8 protein-coding genes are annotated in these 26,264 nt (G+C 61.3%); 7 read left to right on the top strand and 1 reads right to left on the bottom strand.

From position 1 onward, the window contains the following. Positions 1-114: 114 nt before the first annotated feature. On the bottom strand, positions 115-15,492 hold the full coding sequence (locus LGQ10_RS18460) for a LapA family giant adhesin (RefSeq protein ID WP_226522827.1): 15,378 nt from the start codon (positions 15,490-15,492) through the stop codon (positions 115-117). A 363-nt stretch (positions 15,493-15,855) separates the two neighbouring features. Between LGQ10_RS18460 and LGQ10_RS18455 the strand changes: the two genes are divergently transcribed. The 7 genes from LGQ10_RS18455 to LGQ10_RS18425 all read left to right on the top strand — a co-directional run bounded on the left by LGQ10_RS18455 (position 15,856) and on the right by LGQ10_RS18425 (position 26,202). Continuing rightward, the gene (locus tag LGQ10_RS18455; protein ID WP_058435066.1) at positions 15,856-17,208 is read left to right on the top strand and encodes a TolC family outer membrane protein; all 1,353 of its coding nucleotides are present in this window, start codon (positions 15,856-15,858) and stop codon (positions 17,206-17,208) included. 37 nt (positions 17,209-17,245) lie between these two features. Continuing rightward, complete coding sequence (locus tag LGQ10_RS18450) at positions 17,246-19,402, top strand: type I secretion system permease/ATPase (protein WP_226522826.1); 2,157 nt, start codon at positions 17,246-17,248, stop codon at positions 19,400-19,402. Further along, entirely contained in the window at positions 19,392-20,759 is a 1,368-nt protein-coding gene (locus LGQ10_RS18445) for an HlyD family type I secretion periplasmic adaptor subunit (protein WP_058435067.1), read from the top strand. Before LGQ10_RS18450 ends, LGQ10_RS18445 begins: the two co-directional genes overlap by 11 nt. 148 nt (positions 20,760-20,907) lie before the next feature. Next, the gene (locus LGQ10_RS18440; RefSeq protein WP_226522825.1) at positions 20,908-21,834 is read left to right on the top strand and encodes a LysR family transcriptional regulator; all 927 of its coding nucleotides are present in this window, start codon (positions 20,908-20,910) and stop codon (positions 21,832-21,834) included. A gap of 119 nt (positions 21,835-21,953) precedes the next feature. Further along, the gene (locus LGQ10_RS18435) at positions 21,954-23,498 is read left to right on the top strand and encodes an MFS transporter (protein ID WP_226522824.1); all 1,545 of its coding nucleotides are present in this window, start codon (positions 21,954-21,956) and stop codon (positions 23,496-23,498) included. A gap of 26 nt (positions 23,499-23,524) precedes the next feature. After that, on the top strand, positions 23,525-24,595 hold the full coding sequence (locus tag LGQ10_RS18430) for an HlyD family secretion protein (RefSeq protein ID WP_226522823.1): 1,071 nt from the start codon (positions 23,525-23,527) through the stop codon (positions 24,593-24,595). Then, positions 24,592-26,202 carry an efflux transporter outer membrane subunit gene (locus LGQ10_RS18425; RefSeq protein WP_226522822.1) on the top strand — a complete coding sequence of 537 codons (1,611 nt, stop codon included), beginning with the start codon at positions 24,592-24,594 and terminating at the stop codon, positions 26,200-26,202. Before LGQ10_RS18430 ends, LGQ10_RS18425 begins: the two co-directional genes overlap by 4 nt. Positions 26,203-26,264: the final 62 nt, after the last annotated feature.

Raw genomic sequence — 26,264 nt, 5'->3', positions numbered from 1 at the left:
GGCCAACGCGGTACTCGAGACGCGAGTATGCGGTGTGCCGATGCAATCGTCACGATGCTTGCGATCTGCAGAAGGCCCGGCCACCGCCCGTGAGGGGCGATGGCCGGGAGCTGATCAGCTGTTGTTGTGGTCGATCTTGATGGTCGGATCGCTGCCGGCAATCAACGAGTTGATGTTGGCATTGGACCAGTTGTTGCCTTCCAGCTTGATCGTCACGTCGGCGTTGGCCAGGCCACCGGCGGCGTTGAGCTTGCCTTCGGAGCTGACCTGCAGGGTCGAGACCCCGTCCACGGTGGTGATCTTGAGGAAGTTGTCGATAGTGCTGGCGCTCTCGCCCTGCAGCAGGTCCCGCAGGTCGATCCGGTCACCCTCGCTGGCCTTGAAATCCTTGATCACGTCGTTGCCGGTGTCGCCAGCCTTCCAGACGAAGGTGTCGGCTCCGGAGCCGCCGATCAGGATGTCGTTGCCTTGGCCACCGATCAGGATGTCGTTGCCGGTGCCGCCCAGCAGGATGTCATTGCCCTTGCCACCGTCCAGGATGTCGTTGCCGCCCTGGCCGAAGAGAATGTCATTGCCGGCGCCGCCCAGCAGCGTGTCATTGCCGTCGTGGCTGCCAGACACATCGAACTCGGTGTAGTGCTCGGTGACGTACTGGTGCACGTTGCTGGCGCTGACCTTGCTGACATCGACGCCGGTCTGCTTGGCCACATAGGCCTGCATGGCCTGGTAGCCCTCGCCGGCAACGCCGTTGAAGCTCACCAGGTCGCCGAACAGGATGTCGTTGCCGTTGCCGCCGTTGATGGTGTCCGAACCCGGCATGGTGGCCTCGGTGTGACCGATGATCGAGTTGGCCAGATCCTTCGGATCGATGTTGGTCTGTGGCTTGCCGTCGGTGTCGTACGGCTTGAGGTCGTTGAGGCTGACCCCGTTGTTCAGGCCGATGGCCTCCACTTCCGACAGCTTGCTCAACAACGCGAAGCCGGAATTGGCGTTGTTGGTGGTGTACCAGTCGGTGCCGCTGCCGGAACCGGCGAGGTACGACAGTTCATAGGTGCCATCGCCCTGGGCGTGCACGGTGCCCAGATCCCTGGCGCTCCAATAGCCGCCACCCCAACCGTTGCTGATATAGGTCTGCAACGTCAGCGTACCGTTGCTGCTCACGCTGTAGGCGTGAGTGTTGTCCAGGTAGGTGGTGTTGATGGTGTCGCCCAGCTTGTAGTTGTTGACGTTGATCACATCATCGAGCTTCGGACCGCCACTGTAGAGCGCCGGGTTGGTCTGCTCGCCGCTCTGATAGTAGGTCGGCTTGCCGTCGGTGATGAAGTACGTCAGGTTCTTGGCATTGGTGTTGCTGGTGGCCTGGTTGCTCTGGAAGAAGTTGGCCGTGGCCTTGAACACGTCTTCATAGTTGGTGCCGCCGCCGGAACTCATCGAGTCCAGCACGGCCTTGAGCTGGGTCAGGGCGTTCGGGTCATTGAGGTTCACCGACACCGACTTGTTGACCTGGGTATCGAAGTCCGCGAGGAAGATGTTCACCGTGCCCGAACCGGCGCTGCCGATGCTGTTCTTCAGGGTGTTGAACACCGACGTCAGGGACTCCTTGGCGGCGGCGATGGACGAGCTGCTCATGCTGCCCGAACTGTCCACCATGAAGGCGATGTTGTAGTTGGTGCCAGGGACCACGGTCAGGCCACCGATGTCGGCGACCACGATGTCGTTGCCGTCGGTGCCGGTGACGGTGTCGTCACCGGAAGTGCCGACCACCGGGTTGTACACGGCCGGGTAGACCTTGACCGGGATCTGCGCCGAGGTGCTGGCAGAGCCGCCCAGGGACTCGGTGGAGGTCGACGTCACGTTGAGGTTGAACGTGCCGTTGTAGTAAGGCGGCGGAGTGACCGTCAGGCTGCCCAGGTTCCAGCCAGTGACGTTGGCTTCGCCGTTGGTTGCCGTAGCGGTGAAGGTGTGTCCGGCGCCATCGCTGAGTACCGAGCCGGCCGGGATGCCGCTGATCTTCACGCTCAGGGTTTCCGAACCATCGGTATCAGTCAGGGCAGTGGTGATCTTCGCCAGCTTGACGGTGCCGCCTTCGGCGCCTTCGTTGAGCTTGTAGCCGTCGTAGTAGCCCTCACCGTTGCTGCCGTGCAGTTCGGAAAGGGTGACGCCGGCATTGTTCAGCGCGGTTTCGTTAGGGTACATCGGGATGTTGGCGTTGCTCAGGTCGACTGGTGCGCCGCCATTGACCGACAGGTTGACATCATAGCTTCCCGGGCCGCTCTGGTTGGCATGGTAGATGTCCAGGGTGTAGTAGCCGCTGGTGGTCGGGGTGAACGAGCCGCTGATGCCGCCACCCGAGCCCCAGAGAGCGGTAGCCACGTTCTTGCCGCCAATGGTGATCAGCAGGCTGTCGTCACCGGTACCACTGAAGCTGTAGGTCTTGCCGGCTTCCAGATAGATCAGGCCGGACGTTTTCGAACCGCTGCCACCTGCGACGCTGCCATCGGACTGGGCATTGGTCACCGTCGAGCTGCTGGTCGGTTTGCCGGAGTTGTCGAACACCGCCTTGAGCGCGTCGCCGGTAATGCCGTTGCCGTTGGTTCCCAGGCCGTTGAGGCTGGTCCAGGTCTCTTTGAGCAGGCCGATGGAGTTCACATTGTTGTTCGCCACGCCCAGGCTCGGTGCATCGGCCACCGGAGTGATGTCGATGGTCACCGTGCCGGTGTTGCCCAGGGCCTGGCCGTCGGTGGGCTGGAACTTGATCTGCGCGTAATCCGCCTGCTGGTTGCCCACGCCGCTGCCGCCGTAACCATTGGTGCCGGATTCATTGGCATCAGGCGTGAAGCGCAACTTGCCGGCATCGATATCGGCCTTGCTGAAGGTCTGGTTGTTGGCCACGTCCTTCCAGGTTGAACCATCGAGGTACTGCAACTTGCCGTCGCTTGGCAACTGGGTGATCTTCACCCCGAGGCTGGACGCCGGGCTGTCGACATCGCTGACGCCGAAGTTGGACCAGGTCAGGGCCAGCGCGGTGTCTTCGGTACCGGTCACGGCGCCGCCGGTGGCGACTGGGGCATCGTTCACCGCCACCACGTTGACCGTGGTGGTGGCGACGTTGGAGTAGTTGCCACCATCGGTCACCGTCACGGTAATGGTCCGTGGCGTGGTACTCGGATCTTCACTGTTGTTGGTGAAGGTGATGTTCTTGATCTGCTGCATGTAGTCGGCCAGCGTCGCGTTGCCCGACAGGGTCAGCGTGATCGAGCCGTCCTTGCTGTTGGCGTTGATGCTGATGCCGTTGACGCTGTTGCCCAGGTTCAGCGAGTCCCCCGGCTGACGGTTGGTCAGCACGATCGTGGCGCCGGTGAGCATGGTGCTGTCCGGGTCGGTGATGCTCAGGTCGGTATCGGCAATCGACACGCCAGGACCGCTGGTACCCTCGGTGAAGGTGACCTTGTAGTCGGCACCGGTGGCGCCGCTGGAGTTGTTGGCATCCAGGTCGATGACCGGCGGTGCGTCGTTGTCGATGATCGAGGTAGTGACGCTGCCATTGGTGCCGCTGACCACCAGGTTCTCGAAGTTGCCACCAGTCGCCGAGTCGATCTTGACCACGAAGTTTTCCGTGTTCTCGGTGATCTTGTCGTCGATGGTCGCCACATTGAAGGTGGCGCTGCTGGCGCCGGCCGGGATCTTCACGGTGTAGACGCCGGTGAAGTCCGAACCGTCGGTGGCTGTGCCGCTGTAGCTGATCTTCAGGGTCACTTCGGTTTGCGCCGGATGCGTCAGGCTCACGGTGTAGCTGGCGGTTTGGCCCTCGACCACCGACGTGCTGCCAGTGATGCTGACCGAAGTGGTGTCCATGGTATCGGTGACGTTGGTCACCGCCGGGGTGGTATCGGTCACCAGCTTCTCGAAGTTGCCCCCGGTGGCGCCGGTGATACTGGCGTTGACCTTGCCAGCGTCGATGTACACGTCATCTGCCGGAGCCGGGACGGTCACGGTGCCCGTGGTCTTGCCCGCGCCGATGGTGATCACTGCGCCGTTGCTGAGAGTCACGGTGACCGGAGTGCCGGCGGCATTGCTCAGGGTGGCGGTGTAGATGATCTGACCGCCTTCTGCCACGGACGCAGTGGCTGTCAGCGACAGGTTGGTGGTGTCCACTGTGTCGGTGACGTTGGTGCTGACCGGAGTCTTGTCGGCGACCAGGTTCTCGTAGTTGCCACCGCTGGTGCTGGTGATGGAGTTGGTCACGGCCGTGTGGCCAACCAGCACGTCGTTCGGTGCAGTGATGCTGATCGAGCCAGTGGTTTCGCCGACTGGAATGGTGATTTTTTCACCATTGGCCAGGGTCACTACCACAGGCGAGCCGGTCACGGGTGCAGTGACGGTAGCGGTGTAGGTGATATTGCCGCCTTCGGCTGCCGAAGGTGTGGCCTTCAACGAAACAGTCGAATCATCGATGGTGTCGGTGACATTGGTGACGGCAGGCGCTGGGTTAGTCACCAGCTTCTCGAAGTTGCCGCCTTCGGCTTTGGTGATGGTCGCTTCAACCTTGCCGGCATCTTTGTACACGTCGTCTGCCGGAGCAGGAACCGTAACGGTACCGGTAGTCTTGCCCGCGCCGATAGTGATAACCGCGCCGTTGCTCAGCGTCACGGTGACCGGAGTGCCGGCAGCATTGGTCAGGGTCGCGGTGTAGATGATCTGACCGCCTTCTGCCACGGTACCGGTCGCACTCAGGCTCAGCCCGGTGTCATCGACGGTGTCGGTGACATTGGTGTTAACCGGAGTTTTATCGGCGACCAGGTTCTCGTAGTTTCCGCCACTTACATCGGTGATGGAGTTGGTTACGGAAGTGTGGCCAACCAATGCGTCGTTTGGCGCGGTGATGTTGATCGAGCCAGTAGTTTCGCCAACTGGGATGGTGATTTTCTCGCCATTGGCCAGGGTGACAGTTACTGGCGAGCCAGTGACTGGAGCGGTCACCGTCACGGTGTAAGTAATCTGCCCACCTTCAGCGGCTGAAGGCGTGGCCTTCAACGAAACAGTCGAGTCATCGATGGTGTCGGTGACATTGGTGACGGCAGGCGCTGGATTAGTCACCAGGTTCTCGAAGTTGCCACCTTCAGCCTTGGTGATAGTGGCTTCGACCTTGCCAGCGTCCTTGTACACGTCATCGGCAGGGGCTGGGACGGTCACGGTGCCGGTAGTTTTACCGGCTTCGATGGTAATGACCGCGCCGTTGCTGAGGGTCACGGTGACCGGAGTACCAGCGGCATTGGTCAGGGTGGCGGTATAAACGATGGAGCCGCCTTCCGCCACGGTACCGGTCGCACTCAGGCTCAGCCCGGTGTCATCGACGGTGTCAGTGACATTGGTGTTGACCGGAGTCTTGTCGGCGACCAGGTTTTCGTAGTTACCACCGCTCACATCGGTGATGGAGTTGGTCACAGAGGTGTGACCAACCAGGGCGTCGTTTGGCGCAGTGATGCTGATCGAGCCAGTGGTTTCACCGACCGGGATGGTGATTTTCTCACCATTGGCCAAGGTGACAGTTACTGGCGAGCCAGTGACTGGAGCCGTGACAGTAACGGTGTAGGTGATCTGTCCACCTTCAGCGGCTGAAGGCGTGGCCTTCAACGAAACAGTCGAGTCGTCGATGGTGTCGGTGACGTTGGTGACCGCTGGTGCTGGGTTAGTGACCAGGTTTTCGAAGTTGCCGCCTTCAGCCTTGGTGATGGTGGCTTCGACCTTGCCGGCATCTTTGTAGACATCATCGGCTGGCGCTGGAACCGTAACGGTACCGGTAGTCTTGCCCGCGCCGATAGTGATGACCGCGCCGTTGCTCAGCGTCACGGTGACCGGAGTGCCGGCAGCATTGGTCAGGGTCGCGGTGTAGATGATCTGACCGCCTTCTGCCACGGTACCGGTCGCACTCAGGCTCAGCCCGGTGTCATCGACGGTGTCGGTGACATTGGTGTTAACCGGAGTTTTATCGGCGACCAGGTTTTCGTAGTTACCACCGCTCACATCGGTGATGGAGTTGGTCACAGAGGTGTGACCAACCAGGGCGTCGTTTGGCGCAGTGATGCTGATCGAGCCAGTGGTTTCGCCAACTGGAATGGTGATTTTTTCACCATTGGCCAGGGTCACTACCACAGGCGAGCCGGTCACGGGTGCAGTGACGGTAGCGGTGTAGGTGATATTGCCGCCTTCGGCTGCCGAAGGTGTGGCCTTCAACGACACGGTCGAATCATCGATGGTGTCGGTGACATTGGTGACGGCAGGCGCTGGGTTAATCACCAGGTTCTCGAAGTTGCCACCTTCGGCCTTGGTGATCGTGGCTTCAACCTTGCCAGCGTCCTTGTACACGTCATCGGCAGGGGCTGGGACGGTCACGGTGCCGGTAGTTTTGCCCGCTTCAATGGTGATGACTGCGCCGTTGGACAGCGTCACGGTGACCGGAGTACCAGCGGCGTTGGTCAGGGTCGCGGTATAGGTAATCTGCCCGCCTTCAGCCACGGTGCCGGTAGCGCTCAGGCTCAAACCAGTGTCGTCAACGGTGTCAGTAACGTTGGTGTTAACTGGAGTTTTATCGGCGACCAAGTTCTCGTAGTTACCACCGCTTACGTCGGTGATGGAGTTGGTCACGGAAGAGTGGCCAACCAGGGCGTCGTTTGGCGCGGTGATGTTGATCGACCCGGTGGTTTCGCCGACTGGAATGGTGATCTTCTCGCCGTTGGCGAGGGTCACCACGACCGGAGAACCGGTGACTGGAGCCGTGACGGTAACGGTGTAGGTGATCTGTCCACCTTCAGCTGCCGACGGAGTCGCTTTGAGCGATACAGTCGAATCATCGATGGTGTCGGTGACGTTGGTGACGGCTGGCGCTGGATTAGTCACCAGGTTCTCGAAGTTGCCACCTTCAGCCTTGGTGATAGTGGCCTCGACCTTGCCAGCGTCCTTGTACACGTCATCGGCAGGGGCTGGGACGGTCACGGTGCCGGTAGTTTTACCGGCTTCGATGGTAATGACCGCGCCGTTGCTGAGGGTCACGGTGACCGGAGTACCAGCGGCATTGGTCAGGGTGGCGGTATAAACGATGGAGCCGCCTTCCGCCACGGTACCGGTCGCACTCAGGCTCAGCCCGGTGTCATCGACGGTGTCGGTGACATTGGTATTAACCGGAGTCTTATCGGCTACGAGGTTCTCGTAGTTACCGCCACTTACATCGGTGATGGAGTTGGTTACGGAGGTGTGGCCAACCAATGCGTCATTCGGCGCGGTGATGCTGATCGAGCCAGTAGTCTCACCGACTGGAATGGTGATCTTCTCGCCATTGGCCAGAGTCACGACAACCGGAGAACCTGTCACGGGTGCAGTAACAGTAACGGTGTAAGTGATATTGCCGCCTTCGGCTGCCGACGGAGTCGCTTTGAGCGATACGGTCGAATCATCGATGGTGTCGGTGATGTTAGTGACGGCTGGTGCAGGGTTAGTCACCAGGTTCTCGAAGTTGCCGCCTTCAGCTTTAGTGATGGTCGCTTCGACCTTGCCGGCATCCTTGTACACGTCGTCTGCTGGCGCTGGGACGGTCACGGTGCCGGTGGTTTTACCAGCCTCGATGGTGATGACCGCGCCATTACTCAAGGTCACAGTCACTGGCGTACCAGCGGCGTTGGTCAGGGTCGCGGTATAGGTAATCTGCCCGCCTTCCGCCACGGTGCCGGTCGCACTCAGGCTCAAGCTAGTGTCATCCACGGTATCGGTGACGTTGGTATTGACCGGAGTTTTATCTGCTACGAGATTCTCGTAGTTACCACCGCTCACATCAGTGATGGAGTTGCTCACGGAGGTGTGGCCAACCAGTGCATCGTTTGGCGCAGTGATGCTGATCGAGCCAGTGGTTTCGCCAACTGGAATGGTGATTTTTTCACCATTGGCCAGGGTCACTACAACCGGAGAACCGGTAACCGGCGCAGTGACGGTCACGGTGTAGATGATGTTTCCACCTTCGGCCGCCGACGGAGTCGCTTTGAGCGACACGGTCGAGTCATCGATGGTGTCAGTCACATCAGTAACGGCAGGCGCCGGATTAGTGACCAGATTCTCGAAGTTGCCGCCTTCAGCCTTGGTGATGGTGGCTTCAACCTTGCCGGCATCTTTGTACACGTCGTCTGCCGGAGCAGGAACCGTAACGGTACCGGTAGTTTTGCCAGCTTCGATAGTAATCACTGCGCCATTGGACAGAGTCACGGTAACTGGCGTGCCAGCGGCGTTGGTCAGGGTAGCGGTATAGGTAATCTGCCCGCCTTCAGCCACGGTTCCAGTGGCCGAGAGGCTCAGCCCAGTGTCATCAACGGTGTCAGTGACGTTGGTGTTGACCGGAGTTTTATCGGCTACGAGGTTTTCGTAATTACCGCCGCTCACATCGGTGATGGAGTTGGTCACCGATGTGTGACCAACCAAGGCATCGTTCGGCGCGGTGATGCTGATAGAACCTGTGGTTTCACCGACTGGAATGGTGATTTTTTCACCATTGGCCAGAGTGACAGTTACTGGCGAGCCAGTGACTGGAGCCGTGACAGTAACGGTGTAAGTGATGTTGCCGCCTTCGGCCGTCGAAGGTGTGGCTTTGAGCGATACGGTCGAATCATCGATGGTGTCGGTGACATCAGTAACGGCAGGCGCCGGGTTAGTGACCAGATTTTCGAAGTTACCGCCTTCAGCCTTGGTGATGGTGGCCTCGACCTTGCCGGCATCTTTGTAGACGTCGTCTGCTGGCGCTGGGACGGTCACAGTACCAGTAGTTTTACCGGCTTCGATGGTGATCACTGCGCCGTTGCTCAGCGTCACAGTCACTGGCGTACCAGCAGCATTGGTCAGAGTAGCGGTGTAAACGATGGAGCCGCCTTCAGCGACAGAACCCGTGGCCGAGAGGCTCAAGCCAGTGTCATCAACAGTGTCGGTGACATTGGTATTAACCGGAGTTTTATCGGCGACCAGGTTCTCGTAGTTACCACCGCTCACATCAGTGATGGAGTTGCTCACGGAGGTGTGGCCAACCAAGGCATCGTTCGGCGCGGTGATGCTGATAGAGCCAGTGGTTTCGCCAACTGGAATGGTGATTTTTTCACCATTGGCCAGAGTGACAGTTACTGGCGAGCCAGTGACTGGAGCGGTCACCGTCACGGTATAGGTGATCTGTCCACCTTCGGCTGCCGACGGAGTCGCTTTGAGCGATACAGTCGAATCATCGATGGTATCGGTGACGTTGGTGACGGCTGGCGCTGGATTAGTCACCAGGTTCTCGAAGTTGCCACCCTCAGCTTTGGTGATAGTGGCTTCGACCTTACCGGCATCTTTGTAGACATCATCTGCTGGCGCTGGGACGGTCACGGTGCCGGTGGTTTTACCGGCTTCAATGGTGATGACCGCGCCGTTGGACAGAGTCACGGTAACTGGCGTGCCGGCAGCATTGGTCAGGGTCGCGGTATAGGTAATCTGTCCGCCTTCGGCGACAGTACCGGTCGCACTCAGGCTCAACCCGGTGTCATCAACAGTGTCGGTGACGTTGGTATTAACCGGAGTCTTATCGGCGACCAAGTTCTCGTAGTTGCCACCGCTCACATCAGTGATGGAGTTGATTACAGAAGTGTCGCCAACCAAGGCATCGTTCGGCGCGGTGATGTTGATCGAGCCAGTAGTCTCACCGACTGGAATGGTGATCTTCTCGCCATTGGCCAAGATGACAGTTACTGGCGAGCCAGTGACTGGAGCGGTCACCGTCACGGTATAGGTGATCTGTCCACCTTCGGCTGCCGACGGAGTCGCTTTGAGCGACACGGTCGAGTCGTCGATGGTGTCAGTCACATCAGTAACGGCAGGGGCTGGGTTGGTTACCAGGTTCTCGAAGTTGCCGCCTTCAGCTTTAGTGATGGTCGCTTCGACCTTGCCGGCATCTTTGTAGACATCATCGGCTGGCGCTGGAACCGTAACGGTACCGGTGGTTTTACCGGCTTCGATAGTGATCACGGCACCGTTGCTCAGCGTCACAGTCACTGGCGTACCAGCGGCGTTGGTCAGGGTCGCGGTATAGGTAATCTGCCCGCCTTCAGCCACGGTGCCTGTAGCGCTTAGGCTCAAACCAGTGTCATCAACGGTATCAGTGACATTGGTATTGACCGGAGTCTTATCGGCGACCAGGTTCTCGTAGTTGCCGCCGCTGACATCAGTGATGGAGTTGGTCACGGAGGTGTGGCCAACCAGTGCGTCATTCGGCGCGGTGATGCTGATAGAACCAGTAGTTTCGCCAACTGGAATGGTGATTTTTTCACCATTGGCCAAAGTGACAGTCACTGGCGAGCCGGTGACTGGAGCCGTGACAGTAACGGTGTAAGTGATGTTGCCGCCTTCGGCCGTCGAAGGTGTGGCTTTGAGCGACACGGTCGAGTCGTCGATGGTGTCAGTCACATCCGTGACCGCTGGTGCTGGGTTGGTTACCAGGTTTTCGAAGTTTCCACCTTCAGCCTTGGTGATGGTGGCTTCGACCTTGCCGGCATCCTTGTACACGTCGTCTGCTGGAGCAGGAACGGTCACGGTCCCAGTGGTTTTACCCGCCTCGATGGTGATGACCGCGCCATTACTCAAGGTCACAGTCACTGGCGTACCAGCAGCATTGGTCAGAGTAGCGGTGTAAACGATGGAGCCGCCTTCGGCGACAGTACCTGTCGCACTCAAGCTCAGCCCAGTGTCATCGACGGTGTCAGTGACGTTGGTGTTGACCGGAGTCTTGTCGGCTACCAGGTTTTCGTAATTACCGCCGCTCACATCGGTGATGGAGTTGGTCACCGACGTATGGCCAACCAGTGCGTCATTTGGTGCGGTGATGCTGATCGAACCGGTGGTCTCGCCGACCGGGATGGTGATCTTCTCGCCATTGGCCAAGGTGACAGTTACTGGCGAGCCAGTGACTGGAGCGGTCACCGTCACGGTATAGGTGATCTGTCCACCTTCAGCGGCTGAAGGCGTGGCCTTCAACGAAACAGTCGAGTCATCAATGGTGTCAGTTACATCCGTGACCGCTGGCGCTGGGTTAGTGACCAGATTCTCGAAGTTACCGCCCTCGGCCTTGGTGATGGTCGCTTCGACCTTGCCAGCGTCCTTGTACACGTCATCGGCAGGGGCTGGGACGGTCACGGTGCCGGTAGTTTTGCCAGCTTCAATGGTGATGACTGCGCCGTTGCTGAGGGTCACGGTAACTGGCGTACCAGCAGCATTGGTCAGAGTAGCGGTGTAAACGATAGAACCGCCTTCAGCGACAGAACCCGTGGCCGAGAGGCTCAAGCCAGTGTCATCAACAGTGTCGGTGACATTGGTATTAACCGGAGTTTTATCGGCTACGAGGTTCTCGTAGTTACCACCGCTCACATCGGTGATGGAGTTGGTCACCGATGTGTGACCAACCAGTGCATCGTTTGGCGCAGTGATGCTGATCGAGCCAGTGGTTTCGCCAACTGGAATGGTGATTTTTTCACCATTGGCCAAAGTGACAGTCACTGGCGAGCCGGTGACTGGAGCGGTCACCGTCACGGTATAGGTGATCTGTCCACCTTCAGCGGCTGAAGGAGTCGCTTTGAGCGACACGGTCGAATCATCGATGGTGTCGGTGACGTTAGTGATGGCTGGTGCAGGGTTAGTCACCAGGTTCTCGAAGTTGCCACCTTCAGCTTTGGTGATAGTGGCTTCAACCTTGCCGGCATCTTTGTAGACATCGTCTGCTGGCGCTGGAACCGTAACGGTGCCGGTAGTTTTACCGGCTTCGATAGTAATCACTGCGCCGTTGGACAGCGTCACGGTAACTGGCGTGCCAGCGGCGTTTGTCAGGGTGGCGGTATAGGTAATCTGCCCGCCTTCCGCCACGGTGCCGGTAGCGCTCAGGCTCAAGCCAGTGTCGTCAACGGTATCGGTGACGTTGGTATTGACCGGAGTCTTATCGGCGACCAGGTTCTCGTAGTTGCCGCCGCTGACATCAGTGATGGAGTTGGTCACCGATGTGTGGCCAACCAGTGCGTCATTCGGCGCGGTGATGCCGATAGAACCAGTAGTTTCGCCAACTGGAATGGTGATTTTTTCACCATTGGCCAAAGTGACAGTCACTGGCGAGCCGGTGACTGGAGCGGTCACCGTCACGGTGTAAGTAATCTGCCCACCTTCAGCGGCCGACGGAGTCGCTTTCAACGACACGGTCGAGTCGTCGATGGTGTCAGTTACATCCGTAACCGCAGGAGCTGGGTTAGTGACCAGGTTCTCGAAGTTGCCACCCTCAGCTTTGGTGATAGTGGCTTCAACCTTGCCGGCATCCTTATAGACATCATCAGCCGGAGCAGGAACGGTCACAGTACCAGTAGTTTTACCGGCTTCGATGGTAATGACCGCGCCGTTGCTGAGGGTCACGGTGACCGGAGTACCAGCGGCATTGGTCAGGGTGGCGGTATAAACGATGGAGCCGCCTTCAGCGACAGAACCCGTGGCCGAGAGGCTCAAGCCAGTGTCATCAACAGTGTCGGTGACATTGGTATTAACCGGAGTTTTATCGGCTACGAGGTTTTCGTAATTACCGCCACTCACATCAGTGATGGAGTTGGTCACGGAGGTGTGGCCAACCAGGGCGTCGTTTGGCGCAGTGATGCTGATCGAGCCAGTAGTTTCGCCAACTGGGATGGTGATTTTCTCACCATTGGCCAAGGTGACAGTTACTGGCGAGCCAGTGACTGGAGCGGTCACCGTCACGGTATAGGTGATCTGTCCACCTTCAGCGGCTGAAGGCGTGGCCTTCAACGAAACAGTCGAATCGTCGATGGTGTCGGTGACGTTAGTGACGGCAGGCGCTGGGTTGGTTACCAGGTTCTCGAAGTTGCCGCCTTCAGCTTTAGTGATGGTCGCTTCGACCTTGCCGGCATCCTTGTACACGTCGTCTGCTGGCGCTGGGACGGTCACGGTGCCGGTCGTTTTACCAGCCTCGATGGTGATGACTGCGCCATTACTCAAGGTCACAGTCACTGGCGTACCAGCGGCATTGGTCAGAGTGGCGGTGTAAACGATGGAACCGCCTTCCGCCACGGTTCCTGTGGCCGAGAGGCTCAAGCCAGTGTCGTCAACGGTGTCAGTGACATTGGTATTAACCGGAGTTTTATCGGCGACCAGGTTTTCGTAATTACCGCCGCTCACATCAGTGATGGAGTTGATTACAGAAGTGTCGCCAACCAGCACATCGTTTGGTGCCGTAATGCTGATCGAACCAGTAGTTTCGCCGACCGGGATGGTGATCTTCTCGCCGTTGGCCAAGGTCACGACCACAGGAGATCCTGTCACTGGAGCGGTAACGGTTGCGGTGTAGGTGATGTTGCCGCCTTCGGCCGTCGAAGGTGTGGCTTTGAGCGACACCGTCGAATCATCAATGGTGTCAGTTACATCCGTAACCGCAGGAGCTGGGTTAGTGACCAGATTCTCGAAGTTGCCGCCTTCAGCTTTAGTGATGGTCGCTTCGACCTTGCCGGCATCCTTGTACACGTCGTCTGCTGGCGCTGGGACGGTCACGGTGCCGGAGGTTTTACCAGCTTCAATGGTGATGACCGCGCCGTTGCTGAGGGTCACGGTAACTGGTGTACCAGCAGCATTGGTCAGAGTAGCGGTGTAAACGATGGAACCGCCTTCCGCCACGGTTCCTGTGGCCGAGAGGCTCAAGCCAGTGTCGTCAACGGTGTCAGTGACATTGGTATTAACCGGAGTTTTATCGGCGACCAGGTTTTCGTAATTACCGCCGCTCACATCGGTGATGGAGTTGATTACAGAAGTGTCGCCAACCAGCACATCGTTTGGTGCCGTAATGCTGATCGAACCAGTAGTTTCGCCGACCGGGATGGTGATCTTCTCGCCGTTGGCCAAGGTCACGACCACAGGAGATCCTGTCACTGGAGCGGTAACGGTTGCGGTGTAGGTGATGTTGCCGCCTTCGGCTGCCGACGGAGTCGCTTTGAGCGACACGGTCGAGTCATCGATGGTATCGGTAACTTCAGTGACGGCTGGAGTTGTATTCGGCACCAGGTTCTCGAAGTTACCGCCCTCGGCCTTGGTGATGGTCACTTCGACTTTGCCGGCATCTTTATAGACGTCATCGGCTGGCGCAGGAACCGTAACGGTGCCGGTAGTTTTACCGGCTTCGATGGTGATGACTGCGCCGTTGGACAGCGTCACGGTAACTGGCGTACCGGCCGGGTTGGTCAGGGTCGCGGTGTAGGTGATGGAGCCACCCTCGGCCACGGTGCCGGTCGCACTCAAGTTCAAGCCAGTGTCGTCGATGGTGTCGGTAACCGTAGTCACCACCTTGTCGGGATTGGGCACCAGGCTTTCGAAGTTGCCGCCTTCGGCCTTGTCGATACCGACTTCCACCTTGTCGCCATTCTTGTAGACGTCATCGGCTGGAGCCGGGACATTGATCGAACCGCTGGACTTGCCTGCCTCGATGGTGATCACCGAGCCGTTGGACAAGGTGATGGTCACCGGCGTCTGTGCCGGGTTGGTCAGGGTCGCGGTGTAGGTGATCTGCCCGCCCTCGGTGACGCTGCTATCGGCGGTCAGGGTAACGGTGGTGGTGTCGATGGTATCGGTGATCTGGGTCACCGCCGGGTTCGGATCGACATTGACCAGCAGGCCACCGCCGCCGGTAGTGCCGGTCACGCTCACGCTGATCTGGCCCGGATCGATATAGACGTTGTCCTGGGGCGCCATGGGCACCTGCACGGTTCCGGTCAGTTGACCGGCACTGATCACGATGACCGCGCCATTGGACAGGGTGACACTCAGGTCCGTCAGGGGAGCCTGGGTCAGGGTGGCGGTATAGACCAGGGTGCCACCGGCTTCGGTGATCGTCGGGGTGGCGCTCAGGGTCAAGGTGGCCGGGCGCAGGCTATCGCTGCCGTTGCCATTGGTGGAGCCCTGGCCGTTGGCATTGGCCAGGCCGCCGAAGTTGTTGTCCAGGGCCGAAGTGGCCCGGCCCAGGCCGGCGGTAGGGAAGCCGATGGTGGGGTCTACCCGGCCAGCGGTCTCTTGCAGCTGGACGAAACTGTGGCCACCTCCTGCGTTGCCCCCGGTGCCTGCAGCGGTCGGGCCGGCAGCCGTGGCTTCCAGGTCGGTGGTCGGGTCGACGCCGGCAGCGATGGCCTGTTGCAGTTCTTCGACCGAAGGCGCGGCTTGCGCGGCGGCCTGGGCCAGATCGGCTGCGGAGTCTGGAGCGGCGGCGCTCCATTGAGTGTCGCGTCCCAGGTCAAGTGTGCGTCCATCGGCCAGTTCCAGGCTGACGGCACCAGCCAGGCCGGTGTCCACCTGGTCGCCCACGAACAGGCGGTCGCCCTCGATGAGCACACGCCGGATCCCTTCCGGGGATACCACGAAAACTTGACCGACAATGCTTTTGACGATGGCAACAACACTGCTCATTGGGGACTCTCCGGTGTACCGCTCATTCGACTTCCATGTACCAGTGTGGGCGCGGGCCGCAACTTAGTCTGGAGGTACATTGCTGGGTGAATTGGGAACGGGTAATTGACAGGTATCGCGTCAATGTTTTGGCAATATTTTTTCGAGATTAACTTTATGCCAAACTATTGACCTTATGGGTGCCATCCTAAACAATCGCTCTATTAATGTCACATTGATATTCACGCGGTAACCTGACTTGAAGTATGTGAACCAGTTCTTGGTTTGAGCTTTCCGACGGACGGTCGTTGTGGTTGTAGTCATTCGATGTGGTTCCACGTTCTGACGTGAATTTGGACATGCCGTCCGAGGAAATTTCTTACCATGCGTTTTCACCTGTTCAAGGCCCTGCCCTTTGCCCTCGCCGCCAGTTTCGTACAGGCGCAGACACTCCCCGAAGCCATGCAGAAAGCACTGGATGTGCACCCGGAAATCCAAGCCGGCGTGAACAGTCGCCTGGCTGCCGATTACCAGCTCAAAGCTGCCAAGGGTGGTTACCTGCCGCGCGTCGACATGCTCGCCGGCTACGGTCGCGAAGGGACCGATAACCCTACTACTCGCGCGGGTACTGGTAGCAATCACTGGGAAAGCATGACCCGAGGCGAGTCAAGTTTACGTCTTCAACAGATGGTTTTTGACGGTTTTGCCACTTCCAGCGAAGTGGGACGTCAACAAGCTACCGTCAACTCCCGGGCCTACTCCCTGCTGGGTACCTCCGAACGCACCGGCCTGACCGTGGCCCAGGTGTACCTGGACGTGCTGACCCGCCGCCAGTTCGTCCAGCTGGCCGAAGACAACCTGCGCAATCACGAACGCATCTACGACCAGATCAAGTTGCGCACCCAGCGCGGCGTGGGTAGCGGTGCCGACCTCGACCAGGCCGAGGCGCGCCTGGCCCAGGCCCGCAACAACCTGATCACCGAGCAGACCAACCTGGCCGATGCCCAGACCAACTACCTGAGTGCCGTCGGGCAATTGCCGGATCAGTTGGAGCGTCCTGGCAACTACATGGCGATGATGCCGGCCACCCTCGACGAAGCCCGGCGCCAGATGCTGGAGAACAGCCCGATCCTGCGCTCTGCCGAGTCCGACATCGTGGCCGCCGAGAAGCAGTACGAAGCGGCCAAGTCGGCGTTCTACCCACGTTTCGATGCGGAGCTTGGGCGTACTGCCGATAACGACCTGGACGGCCAGAACGGCCACAACAACGAATGGCAGGCCATGCTGCGCATGCGCTTCAACCTGTTCGCCGGTGGCAGCAACAAGGCTGACCTGGAGTCCAAGGCCTACCAGTCGAACCAGGCGCTGGATATCCGCAACAATGCCCTGCGGGTGCTGAACGAAGAACTGGGCCTGGCGTGGAACGCCATGAACAACGCCAATGCCCAGGTACCGATCGCCCAGGAATACGTCGACCGCAGCACTGCGGTGCGTACCGCCTACCAGAAACAGTTCAGCCTGGGCGAGCGTACCCTGCTGGACTTGCTCGACAGTGAAAACGAACTGTTCACCGCTTCCCGTCGTCTGGCAGAGATCAAGAACATTCAGTTATTTACTCATTACCGAATCAAGGCGACCATTGGCGAGTTGCTCAAGAGCCAGGGCGTGGTCGCGCCCATGGCCTCCGTCGTGCAGAACGACGTGAAGCCCAAGGTCCAGCTGCCTGGGATGAATTGAGCTAATTTCATCCTATAGCCAGCCAAGAGTGTCGAGCGTGGAATCAGAAGTCAGTCGAGTGCAACTCAATCATGATCCACGCGCAATGCATGACGACCCCTTGCTGGATGGCTTGCTGAGTCTGTGCTTTCTGCATCAGAAACCTGCCAGTGCAGCCATGCTCACCACCGGCCTACCATTGCCGTCCCAGCGCCTGAGCGCCGCGCTGCTGCCCCGTGCCGCCGCTCGTGCCGGGCTCCAGGGGCGCGTGCTGCGGCGCAGGCTCGATCAGATCCCGGCCATCGCCATGCCCGCCTTGCTGCTGCTCAAGGACGGCCGCAGCGCTGTGCTGCTGGGCTGGCAGGGCGAGGATCAGGCGCGCCTGCTGCTCAGCGAGAGCGATGGTGGTGAGGTCTGTGTCAGCCGCGAGCTGCTGGCCGACGACTACAGCGGCCAGGTGTTCTTCGCCCAGCCCCAGCACAAGTTCGACGTCAATCACGGCTCGCTGATCCCCAGGGCTCGCTCCTGGTTCCGCGACACCCTCAAGCGTTCGCGCTGGTTGTATGTCGATGCCGTTGCCGCGAGCCTGCTGATCAACATCATCGCCATGGCCGCGCCGCTGTTCGTGATGAACGTCTATGACCGGGTGGTGCCCAACCAGGCGACCGCGACCCTGTGGATGCTGTCCATCGGCATCATCGGTGCCTACATCTTCGACCTGATCCTCAAGGGGCTGCGCAGCCTGTGCCTGGACCTGGCGGGGAAAAAGACCGACCTGATCATCTCCGCTACGCTGTTCGAGCGCATCGTCGGCATGGCCATCAAGTACCGGCCCGCACGGGTCGGCAGCTTTGCCCAGAACATCCATGAGTTCCAGAGCCTGCGGGACTTCCTCGCCTCGCTGACCCTGACCAGCCTCATCGACCTGCCCTTCACCCTGCTGATCTTCCTGGTGATCGCCATCCTCGGTGGGCACCTGGTGTGGATCCCGGTGCTGGCCTTTCCCATTGCCCTGGGTATTGGCTACGCCCTGCAGAAGCCGCTGGTGGCGACCATGGAGAAGACCATGGCCCTGGGCGCCGAGCGCCAGTCGAGCCTGATCGAGACCCTGTCCGGCCTGGACGCGGTCAAGGTCAACAACGCCGAGAGCGAGCGCCAGTACCAGTGGGAGCAGACCATCGGCACCCTCAGCCGCCTCGAGCTGCGGGTCAAGATGCTGTCCAGCCTGGCGATGAACATCACCTTGCTGATCCAGCAGTTGACCGGGGTGGTGATGATCATCTTCGGTGTGTACCAGATCATCGACGGCAACCTCAGCATGGGGGGGCTGATCGCCTGCTACATGCTCAGCGGCCGAGCCCTGAGCCCGCTGGCTTCGCTGTCCGGGTTGCTGACCCGCTACCAGCAGGCTCGCGTCACCATGACCTCGGTGGACCAGATGATGGAACTGCCCCAGGAGCGCAATTTCGACGAGCGCCCGCTGAGCCGCAGCGTGCTGCAGGGTGCCATCGAATGCCGGCAGTTGAACTTCACCTACCCGGGCCAGCAGAACCTGGCGCTGAAGAACATCAACCTGGTAATCAAGCCGGGCGAGAAGGTCGGCATCATCGGCCGCAGCGGCTCGGGCAAGAGCTCCCTGGCCAAATTGCTGGTGGGGCTCTACCAGCCGGACTCCGGGGCGCTGCTGGTGGATGGCGTGGATATCCGCCAGATCGACGTCAGCGAGCTGCGCCACAACATCGGCTACGTGCCCCAGGACATCCAGCTGCTGGCCGGTACCCTGCGAGACAACCTGACCTCCGGTGCCCGCTACGTCGAGGACGAGTTGGTGCTGCAGGCCGCTGAACTGGCAGGGGTCCACGAGTTCGCCCGGCTGCACCCCCAGGGTTATGAACTGCAAGTGGGCGAGCGCGGGCAGAACCTGTCCGGCGGCCAGCGGCAGAACGTCGCCCTGGCTCGTGCCCTGTTGCTCAACCCGCAGATCCTGTTGCTCGACGAACCCACCAGCGCCATGGACAACACCGGCGAGGAGCGCCTGAAGCAGCGCCTGGAAGCGGTGGTGCAGACCAAGACCGTGGTGCTGGTCACCCACCGAGCCTCGCTGCTGTCGCTGGTCGACCGGTTGCTGGTGGTGGACCGTGGGCAGATCCTGGCCGATGGCCCGAAAGCAGTGGTCATGGAAGCGTTGAAGAAGGGGCAGATCAGTGTTGCTTAAGCCGGAAATCAGGGACTCGATCCGCCGTTATTTCAAAGGTAGCGATTCACTCCAGGGGCAGCCGCTGCCTGAGGTCAACAAGGCCCTGATCGAAGATGCGCCGCGGGTTATCCGCCTGACCATCTGGGGCATTATCGCGTTCTTCCTGTTCCTGGTGCTGTGGGCCAACTTCGCGGTGATCGACGAAGTGACCAAGGGCGAGGGCAAGGCGATTCCGTCCTCCAAGGTGCAGAAGATCCAGAACCTGGAAGGCGGGATCGTCGCCGAGCTCTACGTCAAGGAAGGCCAGGTGGTGGAGGCCGGGGCGCCGCTGATCCGCCTGGATGACACGCGCTTCCAGTCCAACGTCGGCGAGACCGAGACCGTGCGCCTGTCCATGCTGTTGCGGGTCGAGCGCCTGAGCGCCGAGGTGGACGAGCGTGCGCTGAACTTCCCCGAGGAAGCGCTCAAGGATGCTCCGGGCCAGGCGGCCAGCGAGAAATCCCTGTACGAGAGCCGGCGCCAGCAGTTGCACGACGAAATCGGTGGCCTGCAGGAGCAACTGATCCAGAAGCAGCAGGAACTGCGCGAATTCAACTCCAAGCAGGCGCAGTACCGCCAGCAACTGGGCCTGCAGCGCCAGGAAATCAACATGTCCGAGCCGCTGGTGGCCCAGGGCGCGGTGTCGCCGGTGGAAGTGCTGCGACTCAAGCGCGCCGAGGTCGAGACCCGTGGCCAACTGGACGCCACCACCCTGGCGATCCCTCGCGCGGAGTCGGCGATCAAGGAAGTGCAGCGCAAGATCGATGAAACCCGTGGCAAATTCCGCAGCGAGGCCCTGACCCAGCTCAACGAGGCTCGCACCGAGCTGAACAAGGCCAGCGCCACGGGCAAGGCCCTGGAAGACCGGGTCAGCCGGACCCTGGTCACCACGCCGGTGCGCGGTATCGTCAAGCAACTGATGGTCAACACCATCGGTGGGGTGATCCAGCCGGGCAGCGACATGGTGGAGATCGTCCCGCTGGACGACACCCTGCTGGTCGAAGCGAAGATTCGTCCCCAGGACATCGCGTTCCTGCACCCGGGGCAGGAAGCGATCGTCAAGTTCAGCGCCTATGACTACACCATCTACGGTGGCCTCAAGGCCCGCCTGGAGCAGATCGGTGCCGACACCATCACCGATGAAGACAAGAAGACCACCTACTACATGATCAAGCTGCGCACCGAGCGCAGTCACCTGGGCACCGATGAAAAACCGCTGCTGATCATTCCCGGCATGGTGGCGTCGGTGGACATCATCACCGGCAAGAAGAGCATCCTGAGCTACCTGCTCAAGCCGATCATCCGCGCCCGCGCCGAAGCCCTGCACGAACGCTGAGCCCTGCCTGCAAGCAGTGCGAGACAGGCGACCTTCGGATCGCCTGTCCCGGCAAGCGGTGCCGCTGGTTGATCTCGCTCAGGATCGCCGTCGGCAACCCTGCTAGCATTGCATTCCAGTCATTACCGACCCGCCATGAGTGCCCAGCATGCAACTCCCGGACATGAACCTTCTGGTGGCCCTCGACGCCCTGCTGGACGAGGGTAGCGTGGTGGGTGCCGCACGCCGCATGAACCTCAGCCCCGCGGCCATGAGTCGTACCCTGACGCGAATTCGCGAGGCCCTGGGTGATCCGGTGCTCGTGCGTGCCGGACGTGGCCTGGTGCCCACGCCCAAGGCCCTGGAGCTGCGGGCCCAAGTGCATGAAGTGGTGGAGCAGGCGGCGATGGTGTTCCGTTCGGCCGACACCATCGACCTATCCTCGCTGCAGCGGCGCTTCAACGTGCGGGCCAATGACTTTTTCGTGGGGGTCTACGGTGGCCGCCTGATCGACATCCTCGAGCGCCAGGCACCGTTGTGCGAACTGCGCTTCGTCCCGGAGGGCGATGGTGACGACGAGGCCCTGCGCGAGGGTCGGGTTGACCTGCGCATCAGCAATACCCGGCCCCTGTCGCCGGAGGTGAAGGTGCAGAACCTGTTCACCACCAACTTTGTCGGCCTGGTGCGCGAGGGTCACCCGCTGCTGGCCGCAGAGATCACGGCCGAGCGGTTTGCCGCCTATCCCCACATCAGCATGTCGCGGCGCGGCATCGCCCGTGGCCCGATCGATGCGGCGCTGGCGGAGCAGGGCCTCAAGCGTCGGGTGCCGATGATCGCCCCGGGTTTTCACGCAGCCATGTTCATGCTGCCGGACTCGGACCTGATCCTGCCGGTACCCAAGGAGTCCCAGTTCAGCGTCCGGCGCTTGGGCTTGCACTTGCGCTCCTTCGTGCTGCCGATCTCCCTGCCGACCCTGATCCTGACCCAGTCCTGGCACCCGCGCTACGACAAGGACCAGGCGCACAAGTGGTTTCGCGAGACCGTGCGTGCCTGTTGCCAGGAAACCTGGAAGGACGTTCAGGCGTCCCTCCAATAGGCGCCAGCGGCAGGGCCAATCATTGCGTCTGGTGCATTTATTAAGTTCCGATAAGTCAGTTTTCGTCAGTACTGCCTGTTCATAAACTGCCCCGGTATTTCCTCACTGGAGCAGTACCCATGAGTTCCCTCGCTGTCGCTGCGCCTGCTTCGGTCGAAGCCGCCAGCAAGCCGGCAGCCCCCCCTGCGCAAACCTTCGGGCCGCGGATCGTCATCGGCCTGGTGGGCGTGCTGCTGGCGGTGCTGGTTTCCGGTCTCAACGAGATGGTGACCAAGATCGCCCTGGCGGATATCCGCGGCGCGCTGTTCATCGGCTACGACGAAGGCACCTGGCTGGTCGCCTGCTATACCGCCACCTCGGTGGCTGCCATGGCGTTCGCGCCCTGGTGTTCGGTGACCTTTTCCCTGCGGCGCTTCACGCTCTGTGCCATCGCGCTGTTCACCCTGCTGGGGATCCTGTGTCCCTTCGCTCCCAACTATGAAAGCCTGTTGCTCATGCGGACCCTGCAAGGTCTGGCCGGCGGCGCGTTGCCGCCGATGCTGATGACCGTGGCCCTGCGCTTCCTGCCCGCCAACATCAAGCTCTACGGCCTGTCCGGCTATGCCCTGACCGCGACCTTCGGCCCGAGCCTGGGCACGCCCCTGGCAGCGCTGTGGACCGAGTACGTGGGGTGGCGCTGGGCATTCTGGCAAGTGGTGGGGCCTTGCCTGCTGGCCATGGCGGCGGTCGCCTATGGCCTGCCCCAGGACCCGCTGCGCCTGGAGCGCTTCAAGCAATTCAACTGGCGCGGCCTGCTGCTGGGGTTCCCGGCGATCTGCATGCTGGTGATCGGCATCCTTCAGGGCAATCGCCTGGACTGGTTCGAGTCATCGCTGATTACCCTGCTGCTCGGCGGCGGCCTGCTCCTGCTGGTGCTGTTCATGATCAACGAATGGTCGCAGCCGATCCCTTTCTTCAAGCTGCAGATGCTGGGCATCCGCAACCTGTCGTTCTCCCTGCTGACCCTGGCCGGGGTGCTGGTGGTGCTCACGGCGGTGATCATCATCCCGTCTTCCTTCCTGGCCCAGGTCCAGGGCTACCGCCCTTTGCAGACGGCGCCGGTGATGCTGGTCATGGCCTTGCCGCAACTGATTGCCCTGCCGTTGGTGGCGGCCCTGTGCAACCTGCGCTGGGTCGACTGCCGCTGGGTGCTGGGAATCGGCCTGGCGATGCTGGCCCTGTCCTGCCTGGGGGGCACGCACCTGACCTCGGCATGGATCCGCGACGATTTCTATGTGCTGCAACTGCTGCAGATCTTCGGCCAGCCCATGGCGGTAATGCCATTGCTGATGCTCGCCACCGGCAGCATCACCCCGGTGGAGGGGCCTTTCGCCTCCTCCTGGTTCAACACGGTGAAAGGCCTGTCGGCGGTGATCGCCACCGGGGTCCTGGATGTGCTGACCACGCATCGCCTGCACCTGCACTCCACCATGCTGGTGGACAGCCTGGGCAACTCGCCCCTGGTGGACGACCGGGTCCCCGGCCTGGCCCTGCGCCTGCATCAGCAGGCGGTGGTCCTGACCAGCGCCGATCTCTATTTCTGCATGGCAGGGGTGGCCGCTGCGCTGATCCTGCTGATTTTCTGGCTGCCGACGCGGATCTATCCACCGCGGGCGCCTGTTTGAACGCTGATTGATACGGAAGAATTCCCATGACTATTGCAAGCAAAGACAAGATCGCCGTCGCCGTCGCGGCGGTAGCGGCCCTTGGTGTGCTGGCCTACCTGGTGGCGCCGGGGCTGTTCGGTCGCTCCAGCGAACAGAGCACCAACGATGCCTTTATCGCCGCCGACTACACCCTGGTCGCCCCCCGCGTGGCAGGGTTCATCAAGGAGGTGCTGGTGGAGGACAACCAGCAGGTCAAGGCCGGGCAATTGCTGGCCCTGATCGACGACCGCGACCTGCGCGCCGCAGCCCAGGCCGCGGATGCCGAGACCCTGGTGGCCCAGGCACAGCTGCAGAACGCCCGGGCGACCCTGGACCGGCAGAGCTCGGTGATCGCCCAGGCCCAGGCGGCCGTGGTGGCCGCCCGGGCCGAGATGGATTTTGCCCAGCATGAACTCAATCGCTACAACCACCTGGCCGGGGTTGGCGCCGGCACGGTGCAGAACGCCCAGCAAGCGCGTACCCGCATCGACCAGGCCACTGCCCGGTTGGCCACTGCCACCGCGGCCCTGGCAGCGGAGCGCAAGCAGGTGGAGATTCTCACCGCCCAGCGCGATGCCGCCGAAGGGGGCTTGAAGCGGGCCCAGGCGGCCCTGGAAATGGCCAGCTACGAGCTGTCCTATACCCGTATCGTCGCGCCGGTCGACGGCATGGTCGGCGAGCGCGCGGTGCGGGTCGGCGCCTACGTCACCCCCGGCAGCAAGATCCTTGCCGTGGTGCCGTTGCAGCAGGCTTATGTCGTGGCCAACTTCCAGGAAACCCAGCTCACCGCCATGCATGCCGGGCAAGTGGTCCAGGTGCGGGTCGACAGCCTGGGCGGCGAGACCCTGCAGGGCCGGGTCGAAAGCCTGGCACCGGCCACCGGCGTGACCTTCGCTGCGGTGAAGCCGGACAACGCCACGGGCAACTTCACCAAGGTGGTGCAGCGCATTCCGGTGAAGATCCTGCTGGACCCCAACCAGCCCATGGCCGAGCGCCTGCGGGTCGGCATGTCGGTGGAGGCCAGCGTCGATATCCGCAGCTCCGCCACCAGCGTCCGAGAGGTGACCCAGCGATGAGCCACGAACGCAGCAGCCACAGACGCTTCCCGTGGCAAGGACGCTTGCTCCCGCTGGGTAGCACAGCTACCCCGGAACCGCTCGGCGCGGTAGCCCAGGCCGCCCGCCAAGGTTGCCTTGCGAGTGCTACGCACTGGAACGGGAGCAAGCTCCCTCGCCACTGGCCCCGCACTCTGCTGGCGCTGGGTCTTGTGTCGCTGGCTGCGTGCAGCGTCGGCCCGGATTTCCAGCGGCCCCAGGCCACCCAGCTGCAGACCTGGCCAGCCCCGGCCCAGGCCGCCGCCAGCCAGGCGGTGGACAGCGCCCTGCAAGAGCGCTGGTGGGACGTATTCAACGATCCGCACCTGTCGGCCCTGAGCCGTCGCGTCCTGACCGACAACCTCGACCTGCAACTGGCCACCAGCCGCTTGCAACAGAGCCGGGCGGCACGCCAGGTGATCACCGCCGAGCGTTACCCCGGCACCTCGGCCAATGGCGGCTACGGGCGCAAGCGCAACAGCGCCGAAGGCCTGAACGACCCTTCCGGGCACCAGGGCAAGTCCGACTTCAACCTCTGGGAAGCCGGGTTCTCGGCCTCCTGGGAACTGGACTTCTGGGGCCGCGTGCGACGCGAGACCGAGGCCGCCGATGCCAACCTGGAAGTGGCGGAGAACGACCGGCGCGGCGTGTTGCTGTCGGTGCTGGCGGAAACCGCCCAGGACTACATCCAGTTGCGCGGCGTGCAGAGCACCCGGGCCGTGACCGAGCAGAACCTGGAGGTCGCCCGCCATAGCCTGAAACTCTCGCAACTGCGCCTGGCCGATGGCGTGGCCACCGACCTCGACGTGGCCGAGGCCGCCGCCCAGGTCGCCACCATCGAGGCGCGGCTGCCTGAGTTGCAACAGCGCCAGGCCCATCTGATCAACGCCCTGAGCCTGCTCCTGGGCGAGCCGCCCCAGGCCTTGCAGCAGGAGCTGGCCAGCGATGCTCCGGTGCCACAGGCGCCCGTCCGGCTGGCCATCGGCTTGCCGTCGCAACTGGCCGAGCGCCGCCCGGATATCCGCCAGGCCGAGGCGCGCCTGCATGCCGCCACGGCCAGCATCGGCGTGGCCAAGGGGGATTTCTATCCACGTATCACCCTGTCCGGCAACGTGGGTTCCCAGGCCTTGCAACTGGCGGATTTCGGCTCCTGGAACTCCCGGCAGTACGGCATCGGCCCGCAGTTCAGCCTGCCGCTGTTCGACGGTGGGCGCCTGCGCGGCGTGCTCAAGCTGCGTGAAGCCCAGCAGCAGGAAGCGGCAGTGTCCTACCAGCAGACCGTGCTGCGGGCCTGGCATGAGATCGATGACCAACTGACCCGCTACAACGCCAGCCAATTGCGTCGCGACAGCCTCGCCGAAGCAGTGCGGCAGAACCAGATCGCCTTGCGCACGGCGCAACAGCAGTACGTCGAAGGGGTGGTGGATTTCGTCAACGTCCTGACCGTGCAGGGGGCCTTGCTGGCCACCCAGGAGCAACTGGTGGAAAGCTCTGCCGGCGTGTCCCTGGCCATGGTCGGCTTGTACAAGGCCCTGGGGGGCGGCTGGGAGTCGGTGTATCCGCTCCAGGCGTCTGGCACGGGCCCGTGAAAACGCGTTTTGCCTGGCCGTAGAAAAAAGTGTAATGATAATTGCTCTCAATCATGTGTGCG

It is taken from the genome of Pseudomonas sp. L5B5, assembly GCF_020520285.1.
Classification (GTDB): domain Bacteria; phylum Pseudomonadota; class Gammaproteobacteria; order Pseudomonadales; family Pseudomonadaceae; genus Aquipseudomonas.
Note: the sequence above shows the minus strand (reverse complement) of the source record. Positions and strands in the feature narration are given on the sequence as shown.